At 71.6% G+C, this 21993-nt stretch carries 20 protein-coding genes; 5 read left to right on the top strand and 15 right to left on the bottom strand.

The genetic code is table 11. From position 1 onward, the window contains the following. Positions 1-12: 12 nt before the first annotated feature. Positions 13-840, top strand: coding sequence for an aminotransferase class IV (locus OHA64_RS29790; protein ID WP_405624164.1), 828 nt, complete (start codon positions 13-15; stop codon positions 838-840). Between the two features lie 110 nt (positions 841-950). Here OHA64_RS29790 and OHA64_RS29785 read toward each other — a convergent pair whose 3' ends face one another. Further along, positions 951-1442 (bottom strand): carboxymuconolactone decarboxylase family protein, encoded by a 492-nt coding sequence (locus OHA64_RS29785; RefSeq protein WP_405618189.1) that lies wholly within the window; start codon positions 1440-1442, stop codon positions 951-953. A gap of 61 nt (positions 1443-1503) precedes the next feature. Then, positions 1504-2931 carry a PLP-dependent aminotransferase family protein gene (locus OHA64_RS29780; protein ID WP_405618187.1) on the bottom strand — a complete coding sequence of 476 codons (1428 nt, stop codon included), beginning with the start codon at positions 2929-2931 and terminating at the stop codon, positions 1504-1506. A gap of 46 nt (positions 2932-2977) precedes the next feature. Between OHA64_RS29780 and OHA64_RS29775 the strand changes: the two genes are divergently transcribed. From OHA64_RS29775 to OHA64_RS29765, 3 genes are read left to right on the top strand one after another with little or no spacing between them, the layout of a single operon-like run. Then, positions 2978-3520: a carboxymuconolactone decarboxylase family protein gene (locus tag OHA64_RS29775; protein WP_405618184.1), complete on the top strand. Its 543-nt coding sequence runs from the start codon at positions 2978-2980 to the stop codon at positions 3518-3520. Beyond that, complete coding sequence (locus OHA64_RS29770; RefSeq protein WP_405618182.1) at positions 3517-3993, top strand: carboxymuconolactone decarboxylase family protein; 477 nt, start codon at positions 3517-3519, stop codon at positions 3991-3993. The genes OHA64_RS29775 and OHA64_RS29770 overlap by 4 nt, the downstream gene beginning before the upstream one ends. After that, on the top strand, positions 3990-4706 hold the full coding sequence (locus OHA64_RS29765; RefSeq protein ID WP_405618179.1) for an isocitrate lyase/phosphoenolpyruvate mutase family protein: 717 nt from the start codon (positions 3990-3992) through the stop codon (positions 4704-4706). The genes OHA64_RS29770 and OHA64_RS29765 overlap by 4 nt, the downstream gene beginning before the upstream one ends. 6 nt (positions 4707-4712) lie before the next feature. On the opposite strand, the gene OHA64_RS29760 is transcribed toward OHA64_RS29765, so the two are convergent. From OHA64_RS29760 to OHA64_RS29700, 13 genes are all read right to left on the bottom strand, one after another. Further along, complete coding sequence (locus OHA64_RS29760) at positions 4713-5666, bottom strand: ABC transporter substrate-binding protein (RefSeq protein ID WP_405618176.1); 954 nt, start codon at positions 5664-5666, stop codon at positions 4713-4715. Position 5667: 1 nt separating this feature from the next. Continuing rightward, positions 5668-7614 (bottom strand): ABC transporter permease, encoded by a 1947-nt coding sequence (locus OHA64_RS29755; RefSeq protein ID WP_405618175.1) that lies wholly within the window; start codon positions 7612-7614, stop codon positions 5668-5670. 1 nt (position 7615) lies between these two features. After that, positions 7616-8701: a glycine betaine/L-proline ABC transporter ATP-binding protein gene (locus OHA64_RS29750; protein WP_405618173.1), complete on the bottom strand. Its 1086-nt coding sequence runs from the start codon at positions 8699-8701 to the stop codon at positions 7616-7618. Beyond that, on the bottom strand, positions 8701-10230 hold the full coding sequence (locus OHA64_RS29745; RefSeq protein WP_405618170.1) for a GMC family oxidoreductase: 1530 nt from the start codon (positions 10228-10230) through the stop codon (positions 8701-8703). Before OHA64_RS29745 ends, OHA64_RS29750 begins: the two co-directional genes overlap by 1 nt. Positions 10231-10348: 118 nt before the next feature. Beyond that, the gene (locus OHA64_RS29740; protein ID WP_405618168.1) at positions 10349-11869 is read right to left on the bottom strand and encodes an aldehyde dehydrogenase family protein; all 1521 of its coding nucleotides are present in this window, start codon (positions 11867-11869) and stop codon (positions 10349-10351) included. Positions 11870-12055: 186 nt separating this feature from the next. Then, positions 12056-13009, bottom strand: a complete 954-nt coding sequence (locus OHA64_RS29735; protein WP_405618166.1) for a hypothetical protein — start codon at positions 13007-13009, stop codon at positions 12056-12058. Positions 13010-13364: 355 nt separating this feature from the next. Next, on the bottom strand, positions 13365-13721 hold the full coding sequence (locus tag OHA64_RS29730; RefSeq protein ID WP_405618164.1) for a hypothetical protein: 357 nt from the start codon (positions 13719-13721) through the stop codon (positions 13365-13367). Further along, positions 13708-15540, bottom strand: a complete 1833-nt coding sequence (locus tag OHA64_RS29725; protein WP_405618162.1) for a hypothetical protein — start codon at positions 15538-15540, stop codon at positions 13708-13710. The genes OHA64_RS29730 and OHA64_RS29725 overlap by 14 nt, the downstream gene beginning before the upstream one ends. A gap of 214 nt (positions 15541-15754) precedes the next feature. Beyond that, positions 15755-16744 (bottom strand): malate dehydrogenase, encoded by a 990-nt coding sequence (locus OHA64_RS29720; protein ID WP_405618160.1) that lies wholly within the window; start codon positions 16742-16744, stop codon positions 15755-15757. A 356-nt stretch (positions 16745-17100) separates the two neighbouring features. Then, the gene (locus tag OHA64_RS29715) at positions 17101-18504 is read right to left on the bottom strand and encodes a DUF2690 domain-containing protein (RefSeq protein ID WP_405618158.1); all 1404 of its coding nucleotides are present in this window, start codon (positions 18502-18504) and stop codon (positions 17101-17103) included. A 322-nt stretch (positions 18505-18826) separates the two neighbouring features. Beyond that, a complete protein-coding gene (locus tag OHA64_RS29710; protein ID WP_405618156.1) occupies positions 18827-19333 on the bottom strand; it encodes a helix-turn-helix domain-containing protein in 507 nt (168 codons plus the stop codon). A 255-nt stretch (positions 19334-19588) separates the two neighbouring features. Next, positions 19589-20029, bottom strand: coding sequence for a DUF3017 domain-containing protein (locus tag OHA64_RS29705; RefSeq protein ID WP_405624162.1), 441 nt, complete (start codon positions 20027-20029; stop codon positions 19589-19591). A gap of 232 nt (positions 20030-20261) precedes the next feature. Continuing rightward, a complete protein-coding gene (locus tag OHA64_RS29700; protein ID WP_405618154.1) occupies positions 20262-21116 on the bottom strand; it encodes a bifunctional methylenetetrahydrofolate dehydrogenase/methenyltetrahydrofolate cyclohydrolase in 855 nt (284 codons plus the stop codon). 277 nt (positions 21117-21393) lie between these two features. Between OHA64_RS29700 and OHA64_RS29695 the strand changes: the two genes are divergently transcribed. Next, positions 21394-21963, top strand: coding sequence for a hypothetical protein (locus OHA64_RS29695; RefSeq protein WP_405618152.1), 570 nt, complete (start codon positions 21394-21396; stop codon positions 21961-21963). Positions 21964-21993: the final 30 nt, after the last annotated feature.

Here is a 21993-nt window from a genome sequence, read left to right as displayed (position 1 = left end):
GAGGGGATCGTGGTGACACCACCGGCTGTTGCGGAAGGGCTGTTGCGGTGGACGCCCGGCGATGGGCTGGCGCCGGCCGGTGGGCCGACACCGGGCGCCGCGGCGGCAGGGGCGGCGGTCGGGGGGCGGTTGCTCGTCGCGGACTCCTGGCTGGTGCGGGACGGGCGCGTACGGGGCTTCGAGCGGCACCGGGAACGGTTCCTGCGGGCGTGCGGCGAGTGCGGCGGGCCGCCGTTGCGCCGGCTCGTGGAGTTCTGGCAGGACATGACGGCGGCCCTGCCGCGTACCGGTGAGTGGTTCCCGCGAGTCGAACTGGCCGCCGGTTCCCTGGAGTTGCGGCTGCTGCTGCGGCACGCGCCGCCGCTCGGCTCCGGGATACGGGTGTGGGCGGCCGGGCAGTCCGACCCGCGGACCGTCCCCCGCCGCAAGGGCCCGGACCTGGACGCCCTGGCCCGGATCCGGCGGCGGGCGTCCGGCGAGGGCGCGGAGGAGGCGGTGCTGATCGCGCACTCCGGAGTGGTGCTGGAGGCGGCCACCGCCAGCGTGCTGTGGTGGGAGGACGACACCCTGTGCCTGCCTCCGCCACGGCTGCCCGTCCTGCCCGGGGTCACCGTCGGACTCATCCAGGAACGCGCCGCGCGCACCGGCACCCGCGTCGCCCACCGCGAGCGGACCGTCGCCGAACTGGACGGGCGTGAGGTCTGGCTGGTGAACGCTCTGCACGGCATCCGGCCCGTGACGGGCTGGACGGCACGGCCGATGGAAGCGGCACCGGCGGTGCGGGCCCCGCAATGGCGGACATGGCTGCACGACATCATGGAGCCGCTGCCGCAGCGCTGAATTCCCGACTCCCGCAACGACATGCGCCGGACCGAATGGGACCCATATTCCTGCGTCCCATTCGACCCGGCGCCATAAAAGCTACCCGAATTCAGTGAAGCTATCCGAATTCAGTTCTTCTTCTGCACCGGCTGATAAGCCCCCGGCGCCATACGGGTCGCGATCGCGATCCGGTTGTAGGCGTTGATGACGGTGGCCGCCCAGATCAGTGCCGCGATCTGCTCCTCGTCGAAGACCTTCGCGGCCTCGGCGTAGACCGCGTCCGGGACGTGGCCGTCGTGCACCAGCGTCACCGCCTCGGTCAACGCCAGCGCGGCGCGCTCGCGTCCGGAGAAGAAGGGGGTCTCCCGCCAGGCGTTGAGCGCGTAGATCCGCTGCTCGGTCTCGCCCTGGGCGCGGGCGTCCTTGGTGTGCATGTCGAGGCAGAACGCGCAGCCGTTGAGCTGTGAGGCGCGGATCCTGATCAGTTCCAGGATTTCAGGTTCGACCTTTGCGTCCTGGGCCGCGGAAACGGCGGCGCCGTGCAGGGCGCCCATTGCGGCGGAGACGTCGGGGGTAATCTTCTTCAGCGCCACACGGGATACCGCATCGATATTACTCATGGGGCGACTCTATCCGCCGAACCGCGCTCCGGAATGCAAAACCGGCGATTGTCCGGGACGATTATCCGGGAAGGGTCGCGCACAAGGCGTCCAGTGCCCCCGACCACGCGTGGTCCGGCGGTGTCCCGTACCCGACGACCAGAGCGTCCATGGGCTGCTCGTCGATCGCGTCGGGGTGGCGGTAGCGGGCGAGGCCGTGGACCGCCAGGCCCTGCCAGGCGGCAGCCTGGACGACCGACTGCTCGCTGCCGGGCGGCAGCCTCAGGACGGCGTGCAGGCCGGCCGCGATGCCGGTGGCGTGCACCTCGGGGGCGCGGGCGGCGAGGGCGGCCACGAGGGCGTCACGGCGGCGGCGGTAGCGAAGGCGTGCCGAGCGGACGTGACGGTCGTAGGCCCCGGACGTGATGAACTCGGCCAGCGTCAACTGGTCCGTCACCCCGCACGTGTCGATGCGGCCCTTCGCCTCCGCGACCTCCTCGGCGAGCCCGGGCGGCAGCACCATCCACGCCAGTCGCAGGCCCGGGGCGAGGGACTTGCTCGCGGTGCCCAGGTGGACCACACGGTCCGGGTCCAGGTCCTGGAGGGCGCCCACGGGCTGGCGGTCGTAGCGGAACTCGCCGTCGTAGTCGTCCTCCAGGACCAGGCCGCCGGTGCGCCGCGCCCAGTCGACGACGACCGCGCGCCGGTCGCTGTGCAGGGGCACGCCCATGGGGAACTGGTGGGCGGGGGTGAGCAGGACGGCGCCGGCGTCGGCCGCCTCCCCGGGGTCCGTGCCCAACCGGTCGAAGGGCAGTGGGGCGGTGCGCAGGCCGGCCCCGCCCAGAAACCTCCAGTGTGCGCCGAGGCCGTACGACTCGACGGCGACCGTGCGGACCCCGCGCGCCCGCAGGACCGCGCCGAGCAGCTTCAGGCCGTGGGAGATCCCGGCGCACACCACGATCCACTCCGGGTCGGCACGCACGCCCCGCGCCCGGGCCAGGTATCCGGCGAGCGCGGCACGCAGCTCCGCGCGGCCGCGGGGGTCGCCGTAGCCGAAAGCGTCGTTCGGGGCCGCGGTCAGGGCGCGGCGTGCGGCCTTGAGCCACTCCGTACGCGGGAAGGAGGCGAGGTCGGGGAAGCCGGGACGCAGGTCGTACGCGCACCGGGTGTCCTCGCGGGGGCGGCGTGCCGCACCGCTCGACGGTACGGCCGTCCCCTTCCGCTGCCCCGGGGGCGTGCGAGGTACCACCCCCGCGGCGGCCCGTGTGCCCGAGCCCTGCCGGGCCGTCAGCCAGCCCTCGGCGACCAGTTCGGCGTACGCGTCGGCGACCGTGTTGCGGGCGATACCCAGGTCGGCGGCGAGCGCGCGTGAGGAGGGCAGTCGGGTGCCGGGGGCCAGCCGGCCTGAGCGGACCGCCTCCCGCAACGCGTCGGTCAGGCCGCGGCGCAGGTGCGGTCCGCACGGCTCCAGATGCAGGTCGACACCCAAAGTGGCCCACGGTTTCGCCATGGCAATGGACCATACGCCTGGGCTGCTTCGCTCCTAGGGTCGGGGCATGACGACAATTCAAGAGACGGGACAGGACCCGACGAAGGACCGGACACAGGGCACGACGGCTGGGGAGTACGCCCCCGAACCCACCCCGCGCCTGGAGTGGGCCAAGCTCGCCCCCGACGTCTACAAGGTGATGATCCGGCTCGACATGGCCGCCCGGCAGGGGCTCGACCCGGCGCTGTACGAGCTGGTGAAGATCCGTGCCTCCCAGATCAATCACTGCGCCTTCTGCATCGACATGCACACCAAGGACGCGCTCGCGGCGGGCGCGAGTGTCGAGCGGATCGTCCAGCTCAGCGCCTGGGACGAGTCACGGCACTTCTACACCGAGAAGGAGCTCGCGGCGCTGGAACTGACGGAGGCCGTGACGGTTCTGACGGACGGCTTCGTGCCGGACGAGGTGTACGAGAAGGCCGCCCGGCACTTCGAGGAGGCCGAACTGGCCCAGCTGATCTCCGCCATCGCGGTGATCAACGCCTGGAACCGGTTCGGCGTGACCGCCCGTATGACACCGGGCCACTACCAGCCGGGGCGGCACAAGTGACGGTGCGGACCCGGCTGCTCGACCCGGCGGTCGGCCAGGCCATGGCCGCCCTCAGCGCCACCGCGAAGAAGGGCCTCGGCGATCCCGCGCTCGCCGAGCTGGTGGTGATCCGGGCCTCGCAGCTCAACCACTGCGCGTTCTGCCTCGACATGCACCTCACGATCGCCCGCGAGCACGGGGTGAGCGAGCGGCAGCTCGATCTGCTGGCCGCCTGGGAGGAGGCCGAGGGGGTCTACGACGAGCGGGAGCGGGCGGCGCTGGCGCTGACGGAGGCGGTGACCGTCCTGACTGGGGGCACCTCCCAGGCTTTCGGCTCCGGGGGAGGGTTCGTGCCCGACGCGGTGTACGACCGGGCCGCCCAGCACTTCGACGACGTCGAACTCGCCCACCTCGTCGGGCTGATCGTCGCCATCAACAACTGGAACCGGGTGATGGTCGGCCGCCGGATCCCGCCGGGAGGCCACACGCCGTGAGCAAGGTCGAGACGTTCCGCAGGCTGCACCGCAACCGCCTCCCCGAGGATCCCCTCGTCCTGCCGGGGCCCTGGGACGCTGCCGGCGCCCAGGTGCTGGCCGAGGCCGGGTTCCCGGCGCTCGCGACGCCCAGCGCCGGGGTCGCCGCCTCCCTCGGCTACGCGGACGGGCAGACTCCGGCCGACGAGATGTTCGCGGCCGTCGCCCGGATCGTCCGGGCCGTGGACGTGCCGGTCTCGGCGGACGTCGAGGGAGGGTACGGGCTGTCGCCGGAGGAACTGGTGGAGCGGGTCCTGGAGACGGGAGCCGTCGGGTGCAACCTGGAGGACTCCGTCGACGGAGTCCTCCAGGACCCGCGCGAGCACGCCGACCGGCTGGCCGAGGTGCGGTCCGCGGCGGCCGACTCACTCTTCGTCAACGCGCGCATCGACACCTTCGCCTGCGGGGTCGCCGATCCCGGACGGGCCATCGAGCGGGCCGCGTTGTACGTCGCCGCGGGTGCCGACTGTGTGTACCCGATCGACGCCCCGCCCCAGGTCCTGCCGCTGCTGCGGGCCGGGATCCAGGGTCCGGTCAACGTGGGCGCGAAGGTCGGCGAGGGCCCCTCGCCCGCCGAGCTGGGCGTGCGAGGGGCCACCCGGGTCACGTTCGGGCCGGGGCTTCAGCGGCGGACCGCCGAGGCGCTGCGGGAGATCGCCGCGCGGCTGAGGTAGACGGGGTCAGGACAGCCACGCCTTCCAGGTGGACTCGTGGCTGTCCACCCACTTCTTCGCGGCCTCCTCGGGCGACATCTTCTGGTCGGCGATCATCAGGGAGACCTCGTTCTGGTCCTCCGTCGTCCACTTGAACTTCTTCAGCAGGGCCGCCGCCTTGCCGCCGCCCTTCGCGAAGTCCGTGTTGAGGTACTTCTGCAGCGGGGTGTGCGGATAGGCGCAGGTGATCTTCGCCGGGTCGGCGTCGCAGCCCTCCTTGTAGGGGGGCAGCTTCACCTCGGTCATCGGGACCTTCTTGAACAGCCACTGCGGGGCGTACCAGTACGTCAGGAAGGGCTTCTTCTCCTTGGCGAACTGCCTCATCTGCGTGATCTGGGCGGCCTCCGAACCGGCGAAGACGACCTGGTAGTCGAGCTTCAGGTTCTGCACCAGCGCCTTGTCGTTGGTGACGTAGGAGGGCGAGCCGTCCATCAGCTGGCCCTTGCCGCCGCTCTCCGGCGTACGGAACTGCGAGGCGTACTTGTTGAGGTTCTTCCAGTTCGTGACGTCGGGGTGCTGCTTGGCGAAGTACGTCGGGACGTACCAGCCGATGTGCCCGGTCACCCCGAGCTCACCGCCCGGCGTGATCAACTTCTTGTCCTTGACGTACCGCTGCTCCTGCTCGGGGTGGCCCCAGTCCTCCATGATCGCGTCGACACGGCCCTGGCTGAGGGCGTCCCAGGCGGGCACCTCGTCGACCTGGACGGTGTCGACGCGGTAGCCGAGCTTGTGCTCCATCAGGTACTGGGCCACGGCCACGTTGGCCTGCGCTCCCACCCAGGACTGGACCGAGAGGGTCACGGTCTTGGCGCCCTGGGCGTTGGCGAACGGCGAGGCCTGCTTGGTCATGTCGGCGGCGCCGCAGCCGGTCACGGTCACCAGCAACAGGGAGCCCACTACGGCAGTCGTACGAAGTCGCATGTCACGCTCCCTTCTTGGTGCGGCGTTCCGTCGGCTGGGTCACCCGGTCGAGCATCAGGCCGAGGCAGACGATGGCCGCGCCGGCCACCAGGCCGGTCGCGAGGTCGCCCTGGGCGAGGCCGAAGACGACCTCGTAGCCGAGGGCGCCACCGCCGACCAGGCCGCCGATGATGACGACGGCGAGGACCAGGACCACGCCCTGGTTGACGGCGAGCAGCAGGGACCGCCGGGCCAGCGGGAGTTGCACCTGGCGCAGTTGCTGGCCGCGGCTGGCGCCCAGCGAGCGCGCCGCCTCCATCGCGGCCGGGTCGACCTGACGCAGCCCCTGGGCGGTGATGCGGACGACGGCGGGCAGGGCGTAGACCACGGCCGCCGCGACGGCGGGGGCACGGCCGACGCCGAACAGGGCGACGACCGGGATCAGGTACACGAACTGCGGCATCGTCTGGCAGACGTCCAGGACGGGCCGCAGCAGCCGTTCGAAGCGCTCGCTGCGGGCCGCCGCGATACCGGTCGCGAACCCCAGGACGAGGGTGACGGCGACCGCCGCCAGTACCTGGGACAGCGTGTCCAGGGACGGCTTCCACACTCCGAGCACACCGATCGCGGCCATCGCGAGGACCGCGGTGAGCGCGGTCTGCCAGGTGCCGATCACCCAGGCCAGCGCGGCGACGATGAGCAGCACCGACCACCACGGCAGGCCCTGCAGGCCGTCCCGGACGGGGTCGAGGACCCAGGTGGTGAAGTGGCCCGCCCAGTCGGCGGTGCCGCCGACCACGGGGACCCCGGAGTACAGGTGCGCGGTCATCCAGTCGACGGCCCGGTTGACCGGCTCGGCGATGTTGAGCGTCCAGGCGTCGGGCCAGTCGAGACGGCCCAGCAGCCGCCCGGCCACGGCGACCGCGACGGCGGCGACGAGCGCGTACACCCATCCCGCGCGGCCCGACCGCTCGGTGTCGTCCGACCGCTCCCCCGCCGCACCCGTGATCCGGTCCAGGACGACGGCGAGGACCACGATCGGGATGCCGGCCGCGAGGGCCGCGCCCACGTCGACGGACGCGAGCGCCTGGTAGACACGGTCACCGAGGCCGCCGGCGCCGATCACCGACGCGATGACGGCCATGGACAGCGCCATCATGATCGTCTGGTTGAGGCCGAGCAGGAGTTCCTTGCGGGCCAGCGGGAGGCGCGCGGTCAGCAGACGCTGGCGGGCGGTGGAGCCCAGCGACTCGACCGCTTCCAGCACCCCCTTGTCGGCGCCGCGCAGGCCGAGCGAGGTGAGGCGGGCCATGGGCGGGGCGGCGTAGACGACGGTGGCCAGGACGGCCGCGGGGACGCCGATGCCGAAGACCAGGACCACCGGGAGAAGGTAGGCGAAGGCGGGCAGCACCTGCATGGTGTCCAGGACCGGGCGCAGGACGCGGTCCATCCGGTCGGACAGCCCGGCGGCGAGACCCAGCACCGCGCCCACGACGACCGAGGCGAGGACCGCCACGACCATCAGGGCGAGCGTCTGCATGGTCGGCACCCACATGCCGAGCAGGCCGCAGGCCAGGAACGCGGCGGCGGTGCCGGCGGCCAGTTTCACTCCGGCGACCCGCCAGGCGACGAGCCCGGCGATCGCGGTGACCCCGGCCCAGCCGACGCCGAGCAGCACCAGGTACACGGCGCGTACGGAGAGCACGACCGCGTTGCTGACGTATCCGAAGAAGTAGAGGAACAGTGGGTGGCTGTCCCGGTTGTCGATGATCCAGTCGCTGGTCTTCGTCAGCGGCTCGGTGAGGTCGACGGTGAGCGCACCGGGCCAACTGCCGCTGGCCCAGCGGGCGTTCGCCAGCGGCACGAGAATCGCGGCGGCGAGGGCCAGCAGGGCGAGCTTGGCGACGGCGCGTCGTTTGAAGCCGCTGAGCAGGGAGACCCGGGGGGCGGGTGCGGTGACCGTTGCCATGTCAGATCGCCTCCTTGCGGAGCTCCGTTCCGGCCACGACGTCCAGGAGCCGTTCGTTGTCGACGACCCCCAGACACCGGCCGTCCTCCACGACGCAGGCCGGCTTGTGGCTGCGGGAGACGACCCTGATGGCCTCGGCGACCACCGCGTCCGCGGCGATCGCGCTCGGGTGCTCCGCGTTGCCGCAGTCCCCGGGGCGCATGGCCGTACGGACCGTCATGACCTGCTCGCGCGGAACGTCCCGGACGAACTCGCGTACGTAGTCGTCGGCCGGGGAGCCCACGATCTCCTCCGGGGTGCCCAGCTGCACCACCTGGCCGTCACGCATCAGGGCGATGCGGTCGCCCAGCTTGAGCGCCTCGCTGAGGTCGTGGGTGATGAAGACCATCGTGCGGCCCTCCTCGCGGTGCAGCCGTACGACCTCCTCCTGCATGTCGCGCCGGATCAGCGGGTCGAGCGCGCTGAACGGCTCGTCGAACAGCAGGACCTCGGGGTCGACGGCGAGCGCGCGGGCCAGTCCGACGCGTTGCTGCTGACCGCCGGACAGCTGGCCCGGGCGGCGCTGTTCCATGCCCTCCAGGCCGACCTTGGCGACGATGTCCTGGGCGCGGGCCCGGCGCTCGGCCCGGCTGACGCCCTGGATCTCCAGGCCGTAGGCCACGTTGTCGAGGACCGTGCGGTGCGGGAGCAGGCCGAAGTGCTGGAAGACCATCGCGGCGCGGTGGCGGCGCAGCTCGCGCAGCCGGGACCTGTCCATGGCGCGGACGTCCTCGCCGTCGATGGCGATCGTGCCGGCGGTCGGCTCGATCAGCCGGGTCAGGCAGCGCACCAGTGTGGACTTGCCGGATCCGGACAGGCCCATGACGACGAAGACCTCGCCCTTGCGCACGTCGAAGGAGACGTCCCGGACGGCGGCCGTGCAGCCGGTACGGGAACGCAGCTCGGCGGGCGCCAGGGCGGCGAGCTCCGGGTCGGCGGGGACGCTGTCGGCCTTCGGTCCGAAGACCTTCCAAAGGCCCTCCACCGAGAAGACGGGGGTGGCGGATTCGTCCGTGGGGGGCTTGCGGGTGGGGACTGTGAGCGCCATCAGGCGTCGCCTCCGATCAGTTCAACCGCCTTCTCGCCGACCATGAGCACCCCGATCATCGGGTTCACCGCGGTCATGGTCGGGAAGACGGACGCGTCGGCGATCCGGATGCCGTCCAGACCGCGAATCTTCAACTCGGGATCGACGACGGCCAGTCGGTCGTCGACGGATCCCATACGGCAGGTGCCCGCCGGGTGGTACACGGTGTGCGCGACCTTGCGGGCGTACTCGCTCAGCTCCTCGTCGTCGGTTACTTGAGGCCCCGGGGCCACCTCGCGCTTGAGCCAGCCGGCCAGCGGCTCCGTCTTCGCGATCTCACGGGCGATCTTGATCCCGTCGACCAGGGTGCGGCCGTCGTAGTCGTCCTCGTCGGTGAAGTAGCGGAAGTCCAGGGCGGGCTTCACCGAGGGGTCGGCGCTGGTCAGGTAGAGGCGGCCGCGGCTCTTCGGCTTGGGGATGTTCGGGGTCATCGAGACGCCGTGGGCGGGGCGTTGGTAGCCCAGGCGTTCCGGGTTGTCCGTGAAGGGGATCTGGTAGAAGTGGAACATCAGGTCGGGGCCCGCGTGTTCGGGGTCGCGGCGCACGAACAGGCCCGCGTCGGAGTCCATCGCGGAGTTCTCGGGGATGGGGCCGTTGGTCTCCCAGACGATCACCGACTCGGGGTGATCGAGGAGGTTCTCGCCGACGCCGGGCAGGTCGTGCACGACGGGGATGCCCAGCTTGACGAGGTCCTCCTTCGGGCCGATGCCGGAGTGCAGCAGCAGACGGGGCGAGTCGACGGCGCCCGCGCACAGCAGCACCTCCTTGCCCGCCCGGACGAGGATCTCCTCGCCGTCCTTCGTGCGGACGTGCACGCCCTCGGCCCGGGTGCCGTTCAGCTCCAGCCGGTACGCCCAGGTCTCCAGCATGATGTGGAGGTTGGGCCGCTCGTCCATCACCGGGTGGAGATACGCCACCGAGGCGCTGGAGCGCTTGTTGTTCTCGGGGTGGTAGGCGAGGTCGAAGAACCCGACGCCGTCGTTGAACGGCTTCTTGTTGAAGCCCTCGACGCGGGGGACCTCCAGCGCGTTCTGCGCGGAGTCCACGAAGTCGCGGGCGATGGCGTTGCGGTCCTTCTCGTCGACCGGGACGACGTTGTTCTTCAGCCGCGCGAAGTACGCCTCCATCGGCACCGCGCCCCAGCCCTTGGCGCCGGCCGCCTCCCACTCGTCCCAGTCGGACGGCAGCGGCTTGAAGGCGATCAGGGTGTTGTGCGAGGAACAGCCGCCGAGGACCCGGGCGCGGCTGTGCCGGATGTGCGAGTTGCCGCGCGGCTGCTCGGTGGTGGGGTAGTCGTAGTCGAGGTCGCCGCCGAGCAGACCCATCCAGCGGCGCAGGGTCAGCACGTCGTCGCGGTCGACGTCACTGGGGCCGCCCTCGATGACGGCGACGGTGACGTCCGGGTTCTCGGTGAGGCGGGAGGCTATGACGGAGCCTGCGGTGCCGCCACCGATGACGACATAGTCGTAGACATGTGGGTTCTCGGGCATGGGGGGTACTCCAGGGGCTTGCGGGGCCAGGGCTTCGGGGTGGCCTGGGCTCGGGGTGGCCTGGGCTCGGGGGCGGCCGAGGGGTGGGCTCAGCCGCCGAACCAGTGGAGGACGGGACTCAGCCGCCGAACCAGCGGACGGGCTTCGGGGCGAGGTTCTGGTAGACGTGCTTGGTCTCGCGGTACTCCGCGAGTCCGGCGGGGCCGAGTTCGCGGCCCACTCCGCTCTTGCCGAAGCCGCCCCACTCCGCCTGTGGGAGGTAGGGGTGGAAGTCGTTGATCCAGACGGTGCCGTGGCGCAGTCGGCCCGCGACCCTGCGGGCCCGGCCTGCGTCGGTGGTCCAGACGGCACCCGCGAGTCCGTACTCGGTGTCGTTGGCGAGGGCGACGGCCTCGTCCTCGGTGCGGAAGGTCTCGACGGTGAGAACCGGTCCGAAGACCTCCTCCCGTACGACCCGCATCTCGCGGTGGCAGTGGTCGAGGACGGTCGGCTCGTAGAAGTAGCCGTTCTCCGGCCGCTCGGGGGACGGCTCGGGGCGCTTGCCGCCGGAGCGCAGCACCGCGCCCTCCTTCAGGGCGGATTCGACGTATCCCTCCACCTTGGCGCGCTGCTGCTCGGAGACGAGCGGGCCGCACTCGACGCCGTCCGCGGTACCGCGTCCGAGGCGGATACGGTCCGCCCGGCGGGCCAGTTCGGCGACGAAGCGGTCCCGGACCGACTCCTCGATGATGAGGCGGCCGCCCGCCGAGCAGACCTGGCCGCTGTGGATGAAGGCCGCGTTGAGGGCCTGGTCGACGGCGGTGTCGAAGGCCTCGTCGGTGCCGCAGGCGTCGGCGAAGACGACGTTGGGGTTCTTGCCGCCGAGTTCGAGGGCGACCTTCTTGACGCTCGGCGCGGCGGCCTGGGCCACCTTCGTGCCGCTGACCAGGCCACCGGTGAAGGAGACGAGGTCGACGTCGGGGTGCTCGGCGAGGCGGGCGCCGACCGAGTGGCCGGGGCCGGTGACGATGTTCGCGACTCCGGCGGGCAGCCCCGCCTCGGCCAGCAGGTCGATCAGGGCGATCGTCGTCAGGGGGGTGATCTCGCTCGGCTTGACCACGAAGGTGTTGCCGGCCGCGAGGGCCGGGGCTATCTTCCAACTCGCCTGGAGGAGGGGGTAGTTCCAAGGGGTGATCAGCGCGCAGACGCCGACCGGCTCATGGACGACCACGCTGTGGATGTCGGGCGAGCCCGCGTCGACGACCCTGCCGGGCGACTCGCCCGCGACCAGGTCGGCGAAGTAGCGGAAGGCGTCCGCGACACAGTCGATGTCGACGCAGCCCTCCTCGACGGTCTTGCCCGCGTCCCGGCTCTCCAGCAGACCGAGCTCCGCGCGGTCGCGTACGAGGAGGTCGGCGACGCGACGCAGCAGCTCGGCGCGTTCGGTGACGGGGGTGCGGGGCCAGTCACCCTGGTCGAAGGCCCGGCGGGCAGCCGCGACCGCCAGGTCCGTGTCCTTCTCGTCACCCTCCGCGACCACGACGAACGGCAGGGCGTCCGCGGGATCGAGAATCTCGCGCGTGGCGCCGGAGATCGCTTCACGCCATTCTCCGTCCGCGTGGATGGTCTTCCGCGCCTGGAGTTCCACTCTGTCCGCCATGATCGGTATTGCCTTCCGTTCCAGTTCAGCGCCCCTGTGTCACACGCACATCACTCACCGGGACCGGGATCGCATGCCCCCGGGCATGCATTGCATGCGCAATCTCTGGCTGAAAGTGCGCCGGGTCACTGGACATTCGGACAAATAGGACGAAAGGCGTGTGGCTGAACTGCGGAAGGGTGTGACTCAGTCGATCGACGCCGGGTCACAGGCGTAGGGCGGGCAGAAGTGGTCCACGGCGGTGGTGAGCAGCTCCAGCTCGTCGCCGCCGCCGTTCGAGTCGGGGCCGTAGGCGGCGATGGCGTAGATGCTGCCGTCCGCCGCCACGAAGCGCTCGTCGTAGACGTGCCAGGTGCCGACGTCGGGCTCGCCCTTGATGCTGTCGGCCAGGTACTCCAGTCGTGAGCCGGTGAACTCCCCGTCGTCGAGGGTGTCCAGGGAGATCTCCTCGAAACCTGCCGCCTTGAGGGTCTGGTCGGACAGGTACAGGTCGAACGAGGCGGCCGGGGACTCCTCGGCCACCTGGTAGACCTGCAACCGGCGTTCGCCGTCCGCGCTGCGGTAGTTGACGACGGGGATGCCGTACTGCGAGGCCTTCGTGGCGCGGGTCCACCCCTTGGGCCGCGCTATCCGGAATCCCTCCTTGTCCTCGTACACCTCGTACCCCGCGGGGAGCGCCGGGGCCGAGAGGGACGGGGACGCCGTCTCCTCGGTGGCCGCCGGAGAGGGGTCGCTCTGCTGCGAGACCTCGGCCGGCGGTGACGACTCGGACCCGCTCGCCGCGACCGACGGCTCGTCCTTGTCGTCCCCGGAGACCACCTGGGTCAGCACCAGGCTCACGGCGACACCGACAGCGGCGGCCCCGATCAACACGGACCACACGAGCCGACGGCTCATCCCCCCGGCCGGGGCGGGGGCGGCGGGCTGACCGGCGGGCGGCCAGGTGGTGGCGGGCCACGGGGCGGCGGGCCAGGCCCCGTCACCGCCACCTCCCGACTCCGACAGGGCCGGGCCCCCGCCGGACACCTCGGTCGGGGACCACGCCGCATCACCGGCACCGGCACCCACCGGACTGTGCCAGCCGCTCTGGCCGCCGGGTCCGGGCCAGCCGACGGGGCCGGAGGAGGCGGGGGGTGTCACGGGGGCCGAGAGGGGCTCGTCGGGGGCGGGCTCCGCGGAGCCCGCGGAGGGAGACGTTGATACGGCGGCCTCGTCAGCGGAGGCGGCAGCGCCGGACACGGGAGCACCGGGCGCGACCCCGGTCCCAGCGGACGGCGGCCCATCCGCGTGCCCGTCACCCGTCCCTGACCCCGCTCCCGAACCAGGCACCGGCCCCGACCCGGGCGCGAACCCCGGACGGGCCGGGGGCGGTGAGGTGACCGGGGCGGACGCGGTGTCCGGGCCGTCAACGTCCTCCCAGCGCTGGGTCTCCTCGTTCCAATGCCGTGCTCCCCCGCTCATCGCGTCCCTCTCCGTTCTGCGGCCGCAACCGCGCTCACATGTTCAGAAGGCCCGCCACGGCTCCGGCCGAGGCGATCAGGCCGACCAGGGCCTGGGAGTCCTGGAGGAGTTGCCGCAGGCGGTCGAGGCGCGACGGCGACGGCGCCCCGGTGCGGGTGATCTCCTCCTCGGTGTCGGCGAGCGCCCCGTCGAGCGCCGCCGTCTCGTCGCTGGCCCGCACCCTGGTCAGGTCGGCGCGCAACTCCCGTACGGCCGCCAGCAGTTCTTCGGCCGCCTGGTCGCGCGGTGCCGTCGTGCCGTGGTGGCTCTCGGCGTGCGCGTGGCTGCCGATGGCGAAGGTGCTCTTCGAGACACCGCCGCTGATGCTGACGTTGGGCTCATCCGTTGCCATCTGGGTCGGATCCCTTCTGCGGCGCGGCGCCGCCGGAAGTCGTAGCGGAAGGAGTGGCGGAAGCAGAGGGGCCGGCAGGAGCGGAGGGAGTCGCAGCCGTGGACGAGGAGGCCTTCGCGTGGCTGCCCACGGCGAACGTGCTGCCCTCGACCCCGCCCTCGATGTTCACTCCGCCGCCGCTGATGTTCACGATCTTCTGGACGAACTCGCCGGTCCGGTAACCGGACTCGTCGAGCGCGGCCCGCACCCCGTGGGCGACCCGGTCCTGCACGCTCTTGAGATAGCGGGACACGTCCATGTCCTGGAACGTGGACGCGACGCGCGCCGAACCCAGTTCCCGCACCGACAGGGCCGGCCCGTCGGGCAGCGCGCCCGTGTATCCGCCGGTCAGCAGCCGCCAGGCGTAGACGAGCCCCTTGCCCAGCGTGACCAGGGAGCGGGCCGCGGATCCGGGCACCCGGGCGACCCCCCAGGCGGCCTTGCCGACCACGTTGTTGTGGCGGAAGGCATGGGCGACACGGTCGGCGTTCTTGAAGTCCTCGCGCACCGGCAGCAGGACGTGCGGGGCGATCTCCAGCATCAGCATGCGGCCCTGGGTGTGGATGCGCACGAACACCGTGACGACCAGCTCCTCCTCCCAGCCGCCGACCCGGATGCGCAGGAAGTGCCGCCGCTTCTCGGCGCCCTCCTCGACCGCCCGCACCCGGTGATCCTCGAAGGCGCGCTCGTTGTACGGCGCCTCCTCGCGCCGCCTGAGTCCCTCGGCGGGCAGGAACACGCACTCGTCGATCTCCAGCCAGCGCAGCCGGTCACGCACGGTGTGTCCGGCGAACTCGGCGGGCAGCCGCAGCTGTTCGAGCAGCGGGCGGATCTTCTCCAGGACCGCGCGGTTGCTGATCGGCTGCTGCTTCTTCATGCCGTCGGGACGGAGTTCGACCGCCAGCACCCAGGTCTCGTACGCCTCGCCCGTCCCGCAGAACGGGCGCGCCTCGTGGTACATGACCAGCGGCGCGTGCTGCTCGACCCGGATGCGTTCCTTCAGCCGCTGGAAGCGCTGCCCCTCGCCCCGCTCCGCCGGGTCACTCGCGGCGTCCGCGAATCCCGCCGGGGACAGTTCGACGTCCATCGTCTTCGCGAACTGGGCCCGCTGCGCCACCAGACACAGCGTGATCAGTGCGAACACGCCGAGCGCGAGCCAGGCCCGCCACGGCTCGATCATCGCGTCGACCTGCGAGGGATTCGGGAAGGCGAAGTCGGAGAGGCTGGAGCTGTCGCCGGAGTACGAGTCGTAGCCGGACGAGGCGTACGGGTCGTCGTCGTTGCCGCCGAACGCGGCGACCAGCGTGATCACCAGGAACATCGCGAAGCCGAAGCGGCCCCACCAGCGGAGCAGGAAGGCCGGCAGCCGCCGGTACACGGGCGGGTCGGCGGCACGGCCGCGGACCCAGCCGGCGACGGCGAGCAGCAGGCTCGGCGCGACGAAACCGGCCAGCAGACCGCCGGTCAGTGGCAGCCCCACCACCCACAGGAAGAGCACCAGTCCGGCCCACAGCAGCTCCTGGCGCCGGGCCCGCAGGGCGTGCGCGAGGACGCGGGCCGCGTCGAAGCCGAGCGAGGGGGCGGCGATCCGCTGCTCGTTGAGGTGGAGCTGCTCGATGACCCGGTCCCGGTAGCCGGAGTCCACATAGGCACCCGCGCACAGCAGCCGGCTCGCCTCGCTGGCGTGCGGCGGAGTGGGCGGGTGCGGTGGTGCCGGGGGCGCCGGTGGGGCGCCGTTGTCCGTCGACTGTGGTTGTTGAGGCACGTATGCGGTGCTCACGCCGCTCCCCCGATGCGTGGAAAACCCTTGTTCACCGTGTTGTTGACAAACAATCAGCATAGGGGGACGGGCGGGACCGGGGGAACCGGAATTGTCAAGGAGCGTCCGGACGGGGGCCGTGAGAAGGGGCCTCCCGTGACGGAGCACGGGCCCCGTTCCGGCGGAAACCGGAGCGGGGCCCGTGCGGGGTCGTGCGAGAACCGTGGAGTGCGGCTCAGATGAGGCCGAGGCCGCGGACCGCCTCGCGCTCCTCCGTGAGCTCCTGGACGGAGGCGTCGATGCGGGTGCGGGAGAACTCGTTGACGTCCAGGCCCTGGACGATCTCGTACTGGCCGTCCTTGGTGGTGACCGGGAAGGAGGAGATCAGGCCCTCCGGGACGCCGTAGGAACCGTCCGACGGGATGCCCATCGAGGTCCAGTCGCCCTCGGCGGTGCCGTTGACCCAGGTGTACACGTGGTCGATGGCGGCGTTGGCCGCCGAGGCGGCCGAGGACGCGCCACGGGCCTCGATGATCGCGGCGCCGCGCTTGGCGACGGTCGGGATGAAGTCCTCGGCCAGCCACTTCTCGTCGCTGACGACCTCGGCGGCGTTCTTGCCGGCGACCGTGGCGTGGAAGATGTCCGGGTACTGGGTCGCGGAGTGGTTGCCCCAGATGGTCAGGCGCTTGATGTCGGCGACGGTGGAGCCCGTCTTCTTCGCGAGCTGGGTCAGCGCGCGGTTGTGGTCCAGACGGGTCATCGCGGTGAACCGCTCGGCCGGTACGTCCGGGGCGGCGGCCTGGGCGATCAGGGCGTTGGTGTTGGCCGGGTTGCCGACGACCAGGACCTTGATGTCGTCCGCGGCGTTGTCGTTGATGGCCTTGCCCTGCGGCTTGAAGATGCCGCCGTTGGCGGAGAGCAGGTCACCGCGCTCCATGCCCTTGGTCCGCGGGCGGGCGCCCACCAGGAGGGCGACGTTCGTGCCGTCGAAGGCCACGTTCGGGTCGTCCGTGATGTCGATGCCCTGGAGCAGCGGGAACGCGCTGTCGTCCAGCTCCATGGCGGTGCCCTCGGCGGCCTTCAGCGCGGGCGTGATCTCCAGGAGGCGGAGCCTGACCGGCACGTCCGCGCCGAGCAGCTGGCCGGAGGCGATGCGGAAGAGCAGGGCGTAACCGATCTGGCCGGCCGCGCCGGTGACGGTGACGTTCACGGGAGTGCGGGTCATGGCGTTCTCCGTATGACAGCTGGCGGTGGGGCGTCCCTGCCCCGGACGTTTGATCGATCTCTTGGCGTCAAGAGAGATCCAGCGGTCAGGCTATCGCGCATCCGGGATCTCGGACGTCCGGGGCCATGTGGCCCAGCCCACAGAGGCTGGTGCGGGCAGGGCCGCTCGGTCGGATCCTGCCGCGGCAGGGCCACGAAAAGCGGCGGCCGCCTGTCCGGGAGAGGGGGACGAAGGCGGCCGCCGTGGGGGGGACCGTTTCCGGACTCCCGTGGGGGTAAGGGTCGCGTGCCCGGGTTTTTGGGAACCATGCGTACGGTCCCCGGAAAACTTTCGCCGACCTTTGCGGCGCCCCCCGCTCAGGTCGTGCACCCCTCCTGCCCCGCGGCCAGCACCGCGCACGCCTTGGCCTCGCCGGCGTCCTTCACGGACACCATCGGCGTGTACGCGATCGTGTCCCCGGCGACCGTGATGTTCCCGCTCTGCGCGGTCTTGCCCACGGTCAACCGCACCTCGTCGCCCTGCGCTGCCTGCGTGATACGTCCCCAGGCCGCGCCGCAGGTCTCGCTGTAGCGGACCTCGACGACACTCGCGCCGACGGTCGCGGTCTTCGCGGTGGTCACCAGATCGCCGCTGCAGCCCATGCTCTCGGCGTCCTTGCCGGTGCAGGATTCACCGCTGCACTTCACCCCGGGCGGCAGGTCGGCGTTGGTGCTCACGGACGGCGAGGGCGAGGGCCCGGCTTCCTGCTTCTTGTCGCCGCCCCTCGTGAGGAGGAACGCGGCGGCGACCACGACCAGCACACCGACCACGCCCGCCAGGAACATGGTCAGCCGCCGCTTGCCCCCCGCCCCGCCGGACGGGCCGGCGGGGGGCCGGGGCCCCTGCGGGGGATCGCCGTACGGACCCGCCGGCGCCGGGTTCCACCCCGGACCGTCGGCCGAGGTCGACGACGAGGAGGCGGGCTCGGGCGACGCAGGCACCGACGGCGAGGGGGTCGCCACGGGCGACGAGGCCACGGCCTTGCGCCCGCCGCCACTCGCCGACGGACCCTGGTAGCCCGCCAGCCCCCAGGAGTTCTGGCCCGACGAGGCTCCCGAGGAAGTTCCCGAGGAGCCTTGCGAGGAACCTCGGGAAGAGCTTCCCGAGGGGGACCCCGACGAGCCCGTCGACCCGCCCGAGGACGAGCCGCTCGATCCTCCCGACCCGCCCGACCCGCTCGAAGGAGCGCTGGTGCCACCCGGGGGCAGCACCTCCCGCACGCCGCCCGCCGAGTCCTGGACCTCCGGTGCCGTCGGCTGCGGCGGCACGGTCGGGACCACGCCGGCCGGTCCGGCGATGCCGGGTCTGGCCGTGGCACTGCCGCTTCTGCGGGCCGTCCCGCTCTCCTTGGCGCCGGCCGGGGGCGCGGCGACGTCTCCGCCGAACTCACCCAGCGCGGCCCGCGCCTGGGAGATCCGGATGGCCTCCATGGTCATGTCGTGGCGCATCTCCGAGCGGCTCCAGGCACGCTCGGCGAGCTCCCACATCGTGGTCAGGTGAACGGGATTGGTGCCGGTGACCTCGGCCAGGGCGACGATCGCGCCCTTCGGCGCGAGCAGCCGGCCGTTCAGATAACGCTCCCAGGACGTCTTGCTGTAGCCCGTGCGGTCCGCCACCGCCGCGATACTGAGGCCACTGCGGTCGACGAGCCGACGCAGCTGGCTCGCGAACTCTCGGACCTGCGGATCGAGTTCGTCCGGCAAAGCCTTCCAACGAGGCATTGCTTCCCCTCTTCCCCCCGGTTGGTGCTGGTTGTCCCGCGCGTTCCCCGTACGTGGTGCCGACTGCCGAGTCCCCGTTGTGGCTACCCACAGGGATGCGCGTACTCAGGATCTCAGTTCCCGGCGTGGGGGCGCACGGGTGCATCGTGGCCGCGGGCACGCACCGTCGCGCGCCCTCCGGGTCGAGGTCCCAGGACTCCACCGACAGAGGGGTCACGCTAGCCCTCATGTCGATTGAGTTCGTGTCACATCCGCGAACTTGTCAATACATCGACACAAGCGGTACGCATCGGAAATAACGCCTGTCACGGCAGTCGTCGGCTCACCCAAACGCCACCGTGCCGACCACCCCGACGAGCAGCGTGAGAAGGAGAAGCAGCACGGCGGACAGCAGCAGCCGTCCACCCCGCCCCCGTCCGCTCTCCTCAGGCGGCGTGTCCCACCAGGGCAGCGTGGGATCGTCCTCGTACCCACCACTCGGATCCCCGCCCGTGCCCACACCCGGGTCACCACCCGGGCCGGCCCCGGCGGACGGCGCCGGGACCGCCGGCGGGCGGGGCCAGGCCTGGACGGCGAGTTCCCAGCGCACGCCGAACCGTTCGGCGTCCGGGCCGGCGAGGCCGGCGATCCGGCACAGGGCGACGACCGCCTGCCGTGGCGGCGGCTGCCCCGCGTTGAGGTAACGGTGCCAGGAGGACTTGCTGTACGCGGTGCGGGCGCCGAGGGCGACGAGGCTGAGCCCCGTGCGGTCCTTGAGAAGCCGCAACTGCTCCACGAAGTGCCGCACCTCCGGCGGCAGATCGTCCGGCAACGGCTGCCAGCGGCCCATCCCCCACCTCCACGGCGTCGCCCGTCCCGCCTGGTCCTGAGCGAATGACGACGTCGGACAGCTGGTCGGTTCCCGTGCCGGGCAGGGCCGTGACAGTGCCCCGAGACCGTAGCGGAACGGTCACTTCCGTGGCACAGCCGACGGCCGGGCGTTGAACAGGAGGTTGCCGTGCCCGAGCGTGGACGACGACGGCGGCCCGTCCTCGCTCGGGGGAGGGGACGGGCCGCCGTCACAGGTCAGCGGCTGGGACAGGTCTCAGCCGCTGACCGTGAAGTGCAGGGTGTCCTTCAGGAACGGGATCACCAGCCACGGTTCCGGCTGCACCATCAGCGCCAGCAGGGCGATCACGCCGCCCAGCACGCCGTAGGTGACGATGTCGGTGAAGCGGGAGCGGACGGCGAGCATGCCGACATCCGGCAGCATCCAGCGCAGGACCCCGCCGACCAGCAGGGCGACGCCGATCAGCAGGATGCCGATGCGGAACAGGTCGAGGGCGGTCAGCAGCAGTCCGAGTCCGATCGTCGACAGGACGGCGAGGATCGGCCACTGCCGGGCGGGCGCCGGGGCGTCGCGGGGTGCGGCCCGGCCACCGCCCTCGGGGCGCGCGGTGTCCCGGGTGAACAGCGGGAACCGGCGGGTCACCCGGCGCGGTTCCCCCTCGGCGTCGGGCGCGCTGATCGGGTCCCGCACCTCGATGTCGTCGACGGGCTCGACACCGTCCGCTGCCCGGACTTCCTCGGCCTTCTCGGCTTTCTCGGCTTTCTCGGCGGTGTCGGCGGTGTCGGCCGGGGTGTGACCGGGCTCCGTAAGCCCGACCTCCGGGTTCCTCGGTGCGGTGTTCCTCGACGCGGTGGTTGCCGACGCGGTGGTCTCCGGCGCGGGGTTCCCCGACGCCCGGTCGCCGGTCGCCGGGTTGCCGGACGTGCCCTCAGCCGACACTGCGCTCCGCCGCCTCGACCACGTTGACGAGCAGCTGCGCCCGGGTCATCGGGCCGACGCCGCCGGGGTTCGGGGAGATGAAGCCGGCCACCTCGGCGACGTCCGGGTGGACATCGCCGACGATCTTGCCCTCGGCGCTGCGGGAGACACCGACGTCGAGGACGGCCGCGCCCGGCTTCACGTCCTCCGCACGGATCAGGTGGGCGGAACCGGCCGCGGCGACGATGATGTCCGCGCGCTTCAGGTGCGCGGACAGGTCGCGGGTGCCGGTGTGGCACTGGGTCACCGTGGCGTTCTCACTGCGGCGGGTCAGCAGCAGCGGCATCGGCCGGCCGATGGTGACGCCACGGCCGACGACGACGACCTCGGCGCCCTTGATCTCCACGCCGTACCGGCGCAGCAGGGTCAGCACGCCGTTCGGGGTGCAGGGCAGCGGGGCGGGCTCGTTGAGGACGAGGCGGCCGAGGTTCATCGGGTGCAGGCCGTCGGCATCCTTGTCCGGGTCCATCAGCTCCAGGATCCGGTTCTCGTCGATGCCCTTGGGGAGCGGCAGCTGGACGATGTAGCCGGTGCAGGCCGGGTCCTCGTTCAGTTCGCGGACGACCGACTCGATCTCCTCCTGCGTCGCCGTGGCGGGCAGTTGGCGCTGGATCGAGGCGATACCGACCTGGGCGCAGTCGCGGTGCTTGCCGGCGACGTACTTCTGGCTGCCGGGGTCCTCCCCGACGAGGATCGTGCCGAGGCCGGGCGTGACGCCCTTCTCCTTCAGCGCCGCCACGCGGGCGGTCAGATCGGACTTGATCGCGGCTGCGGTGGCCTTGCCATCGAGAATCTGGGCGGTCATGGCCCCATCCTCGCGGATGACCGGGCCCGGGTTCCAATCAGGGGCCCATTGGGTGGCGCGGCATCCGTCCGCCCGTATCCCCTCAAGATCAGTCATGTTGCACTTGCACAACACCTGCGGAATGCGGCTGGACAAGCGAGACGACGGTGCAGAACCATGACATGCACAGTGCCGCGGGCAGCTCATCGGGGGGACGGCCTTATCTGAAGATCTTTCCTCCGTACGATGCGGCTGCGCGTCGTCCCCGCACTTGGAAATCAACGGAGGAAAGACCGCCATGAGTTACGGCGACCCGAACAACCCCTACGGCGCGCCCCAGGGCCAGCAGCAGCCGCAGCAGCCTCCGCAGCAGGGCTACGGCTACCCCCAGCAGCAGGGCCAGGCGCCCGGGTACGGCTACCCCCAGGCCCCGCCGGTGCAGCAGCCCTACGGCGCCGGCGCCCCGATGACGACGATGCCCGGCACCGTGAACACGGCCCGCATCCTGTTGTGGGTGATCGTCGGCCTCCAGGTCATCGGCGCGGCCCTTTACGCCATCGCCGCCGTCGTCGCCAACAAGGCCGAGGACGACGCTTTCGCACAGATCGCCGACTACTCGACCGGCATGCTGTGGGGCATCTCGGTGCTCGCGCTGGCATGGCTCGTATGGGGGGCCTTCCTGGCGACGAAGTTCACGTCCGGTGGCAACGGCGCCCGCGTCACGATCATGGTCTTCGGCATCCTCACGGCGGTACTCGCCCTCGTCTTCACCATCGTGGGCGTCGTCCACCTGGTGCTCGGCATCCTGATCGCCGTCTTCACCGGCAACTCCAAGGGCAAGGCCTGGTTCAACCGCCCGCGCTACTGAAGGCGCCGGCGCGACTGAACAGTTCGCGCC

It is taken from the genome of Streptomyces sp. NBC_00076, assembly GCF_045041235.1.
Lineage (GTDB): Bacteria > Actinomycetota > Actinomycetes > Streptomycetales > Streptomycetaceae > Streptomyces.
The sequence above is the reverse complement of the archived record's forward strand: the minus strand, read 5'-3'. Positions and strand labels throughout refer to the sequence as shown.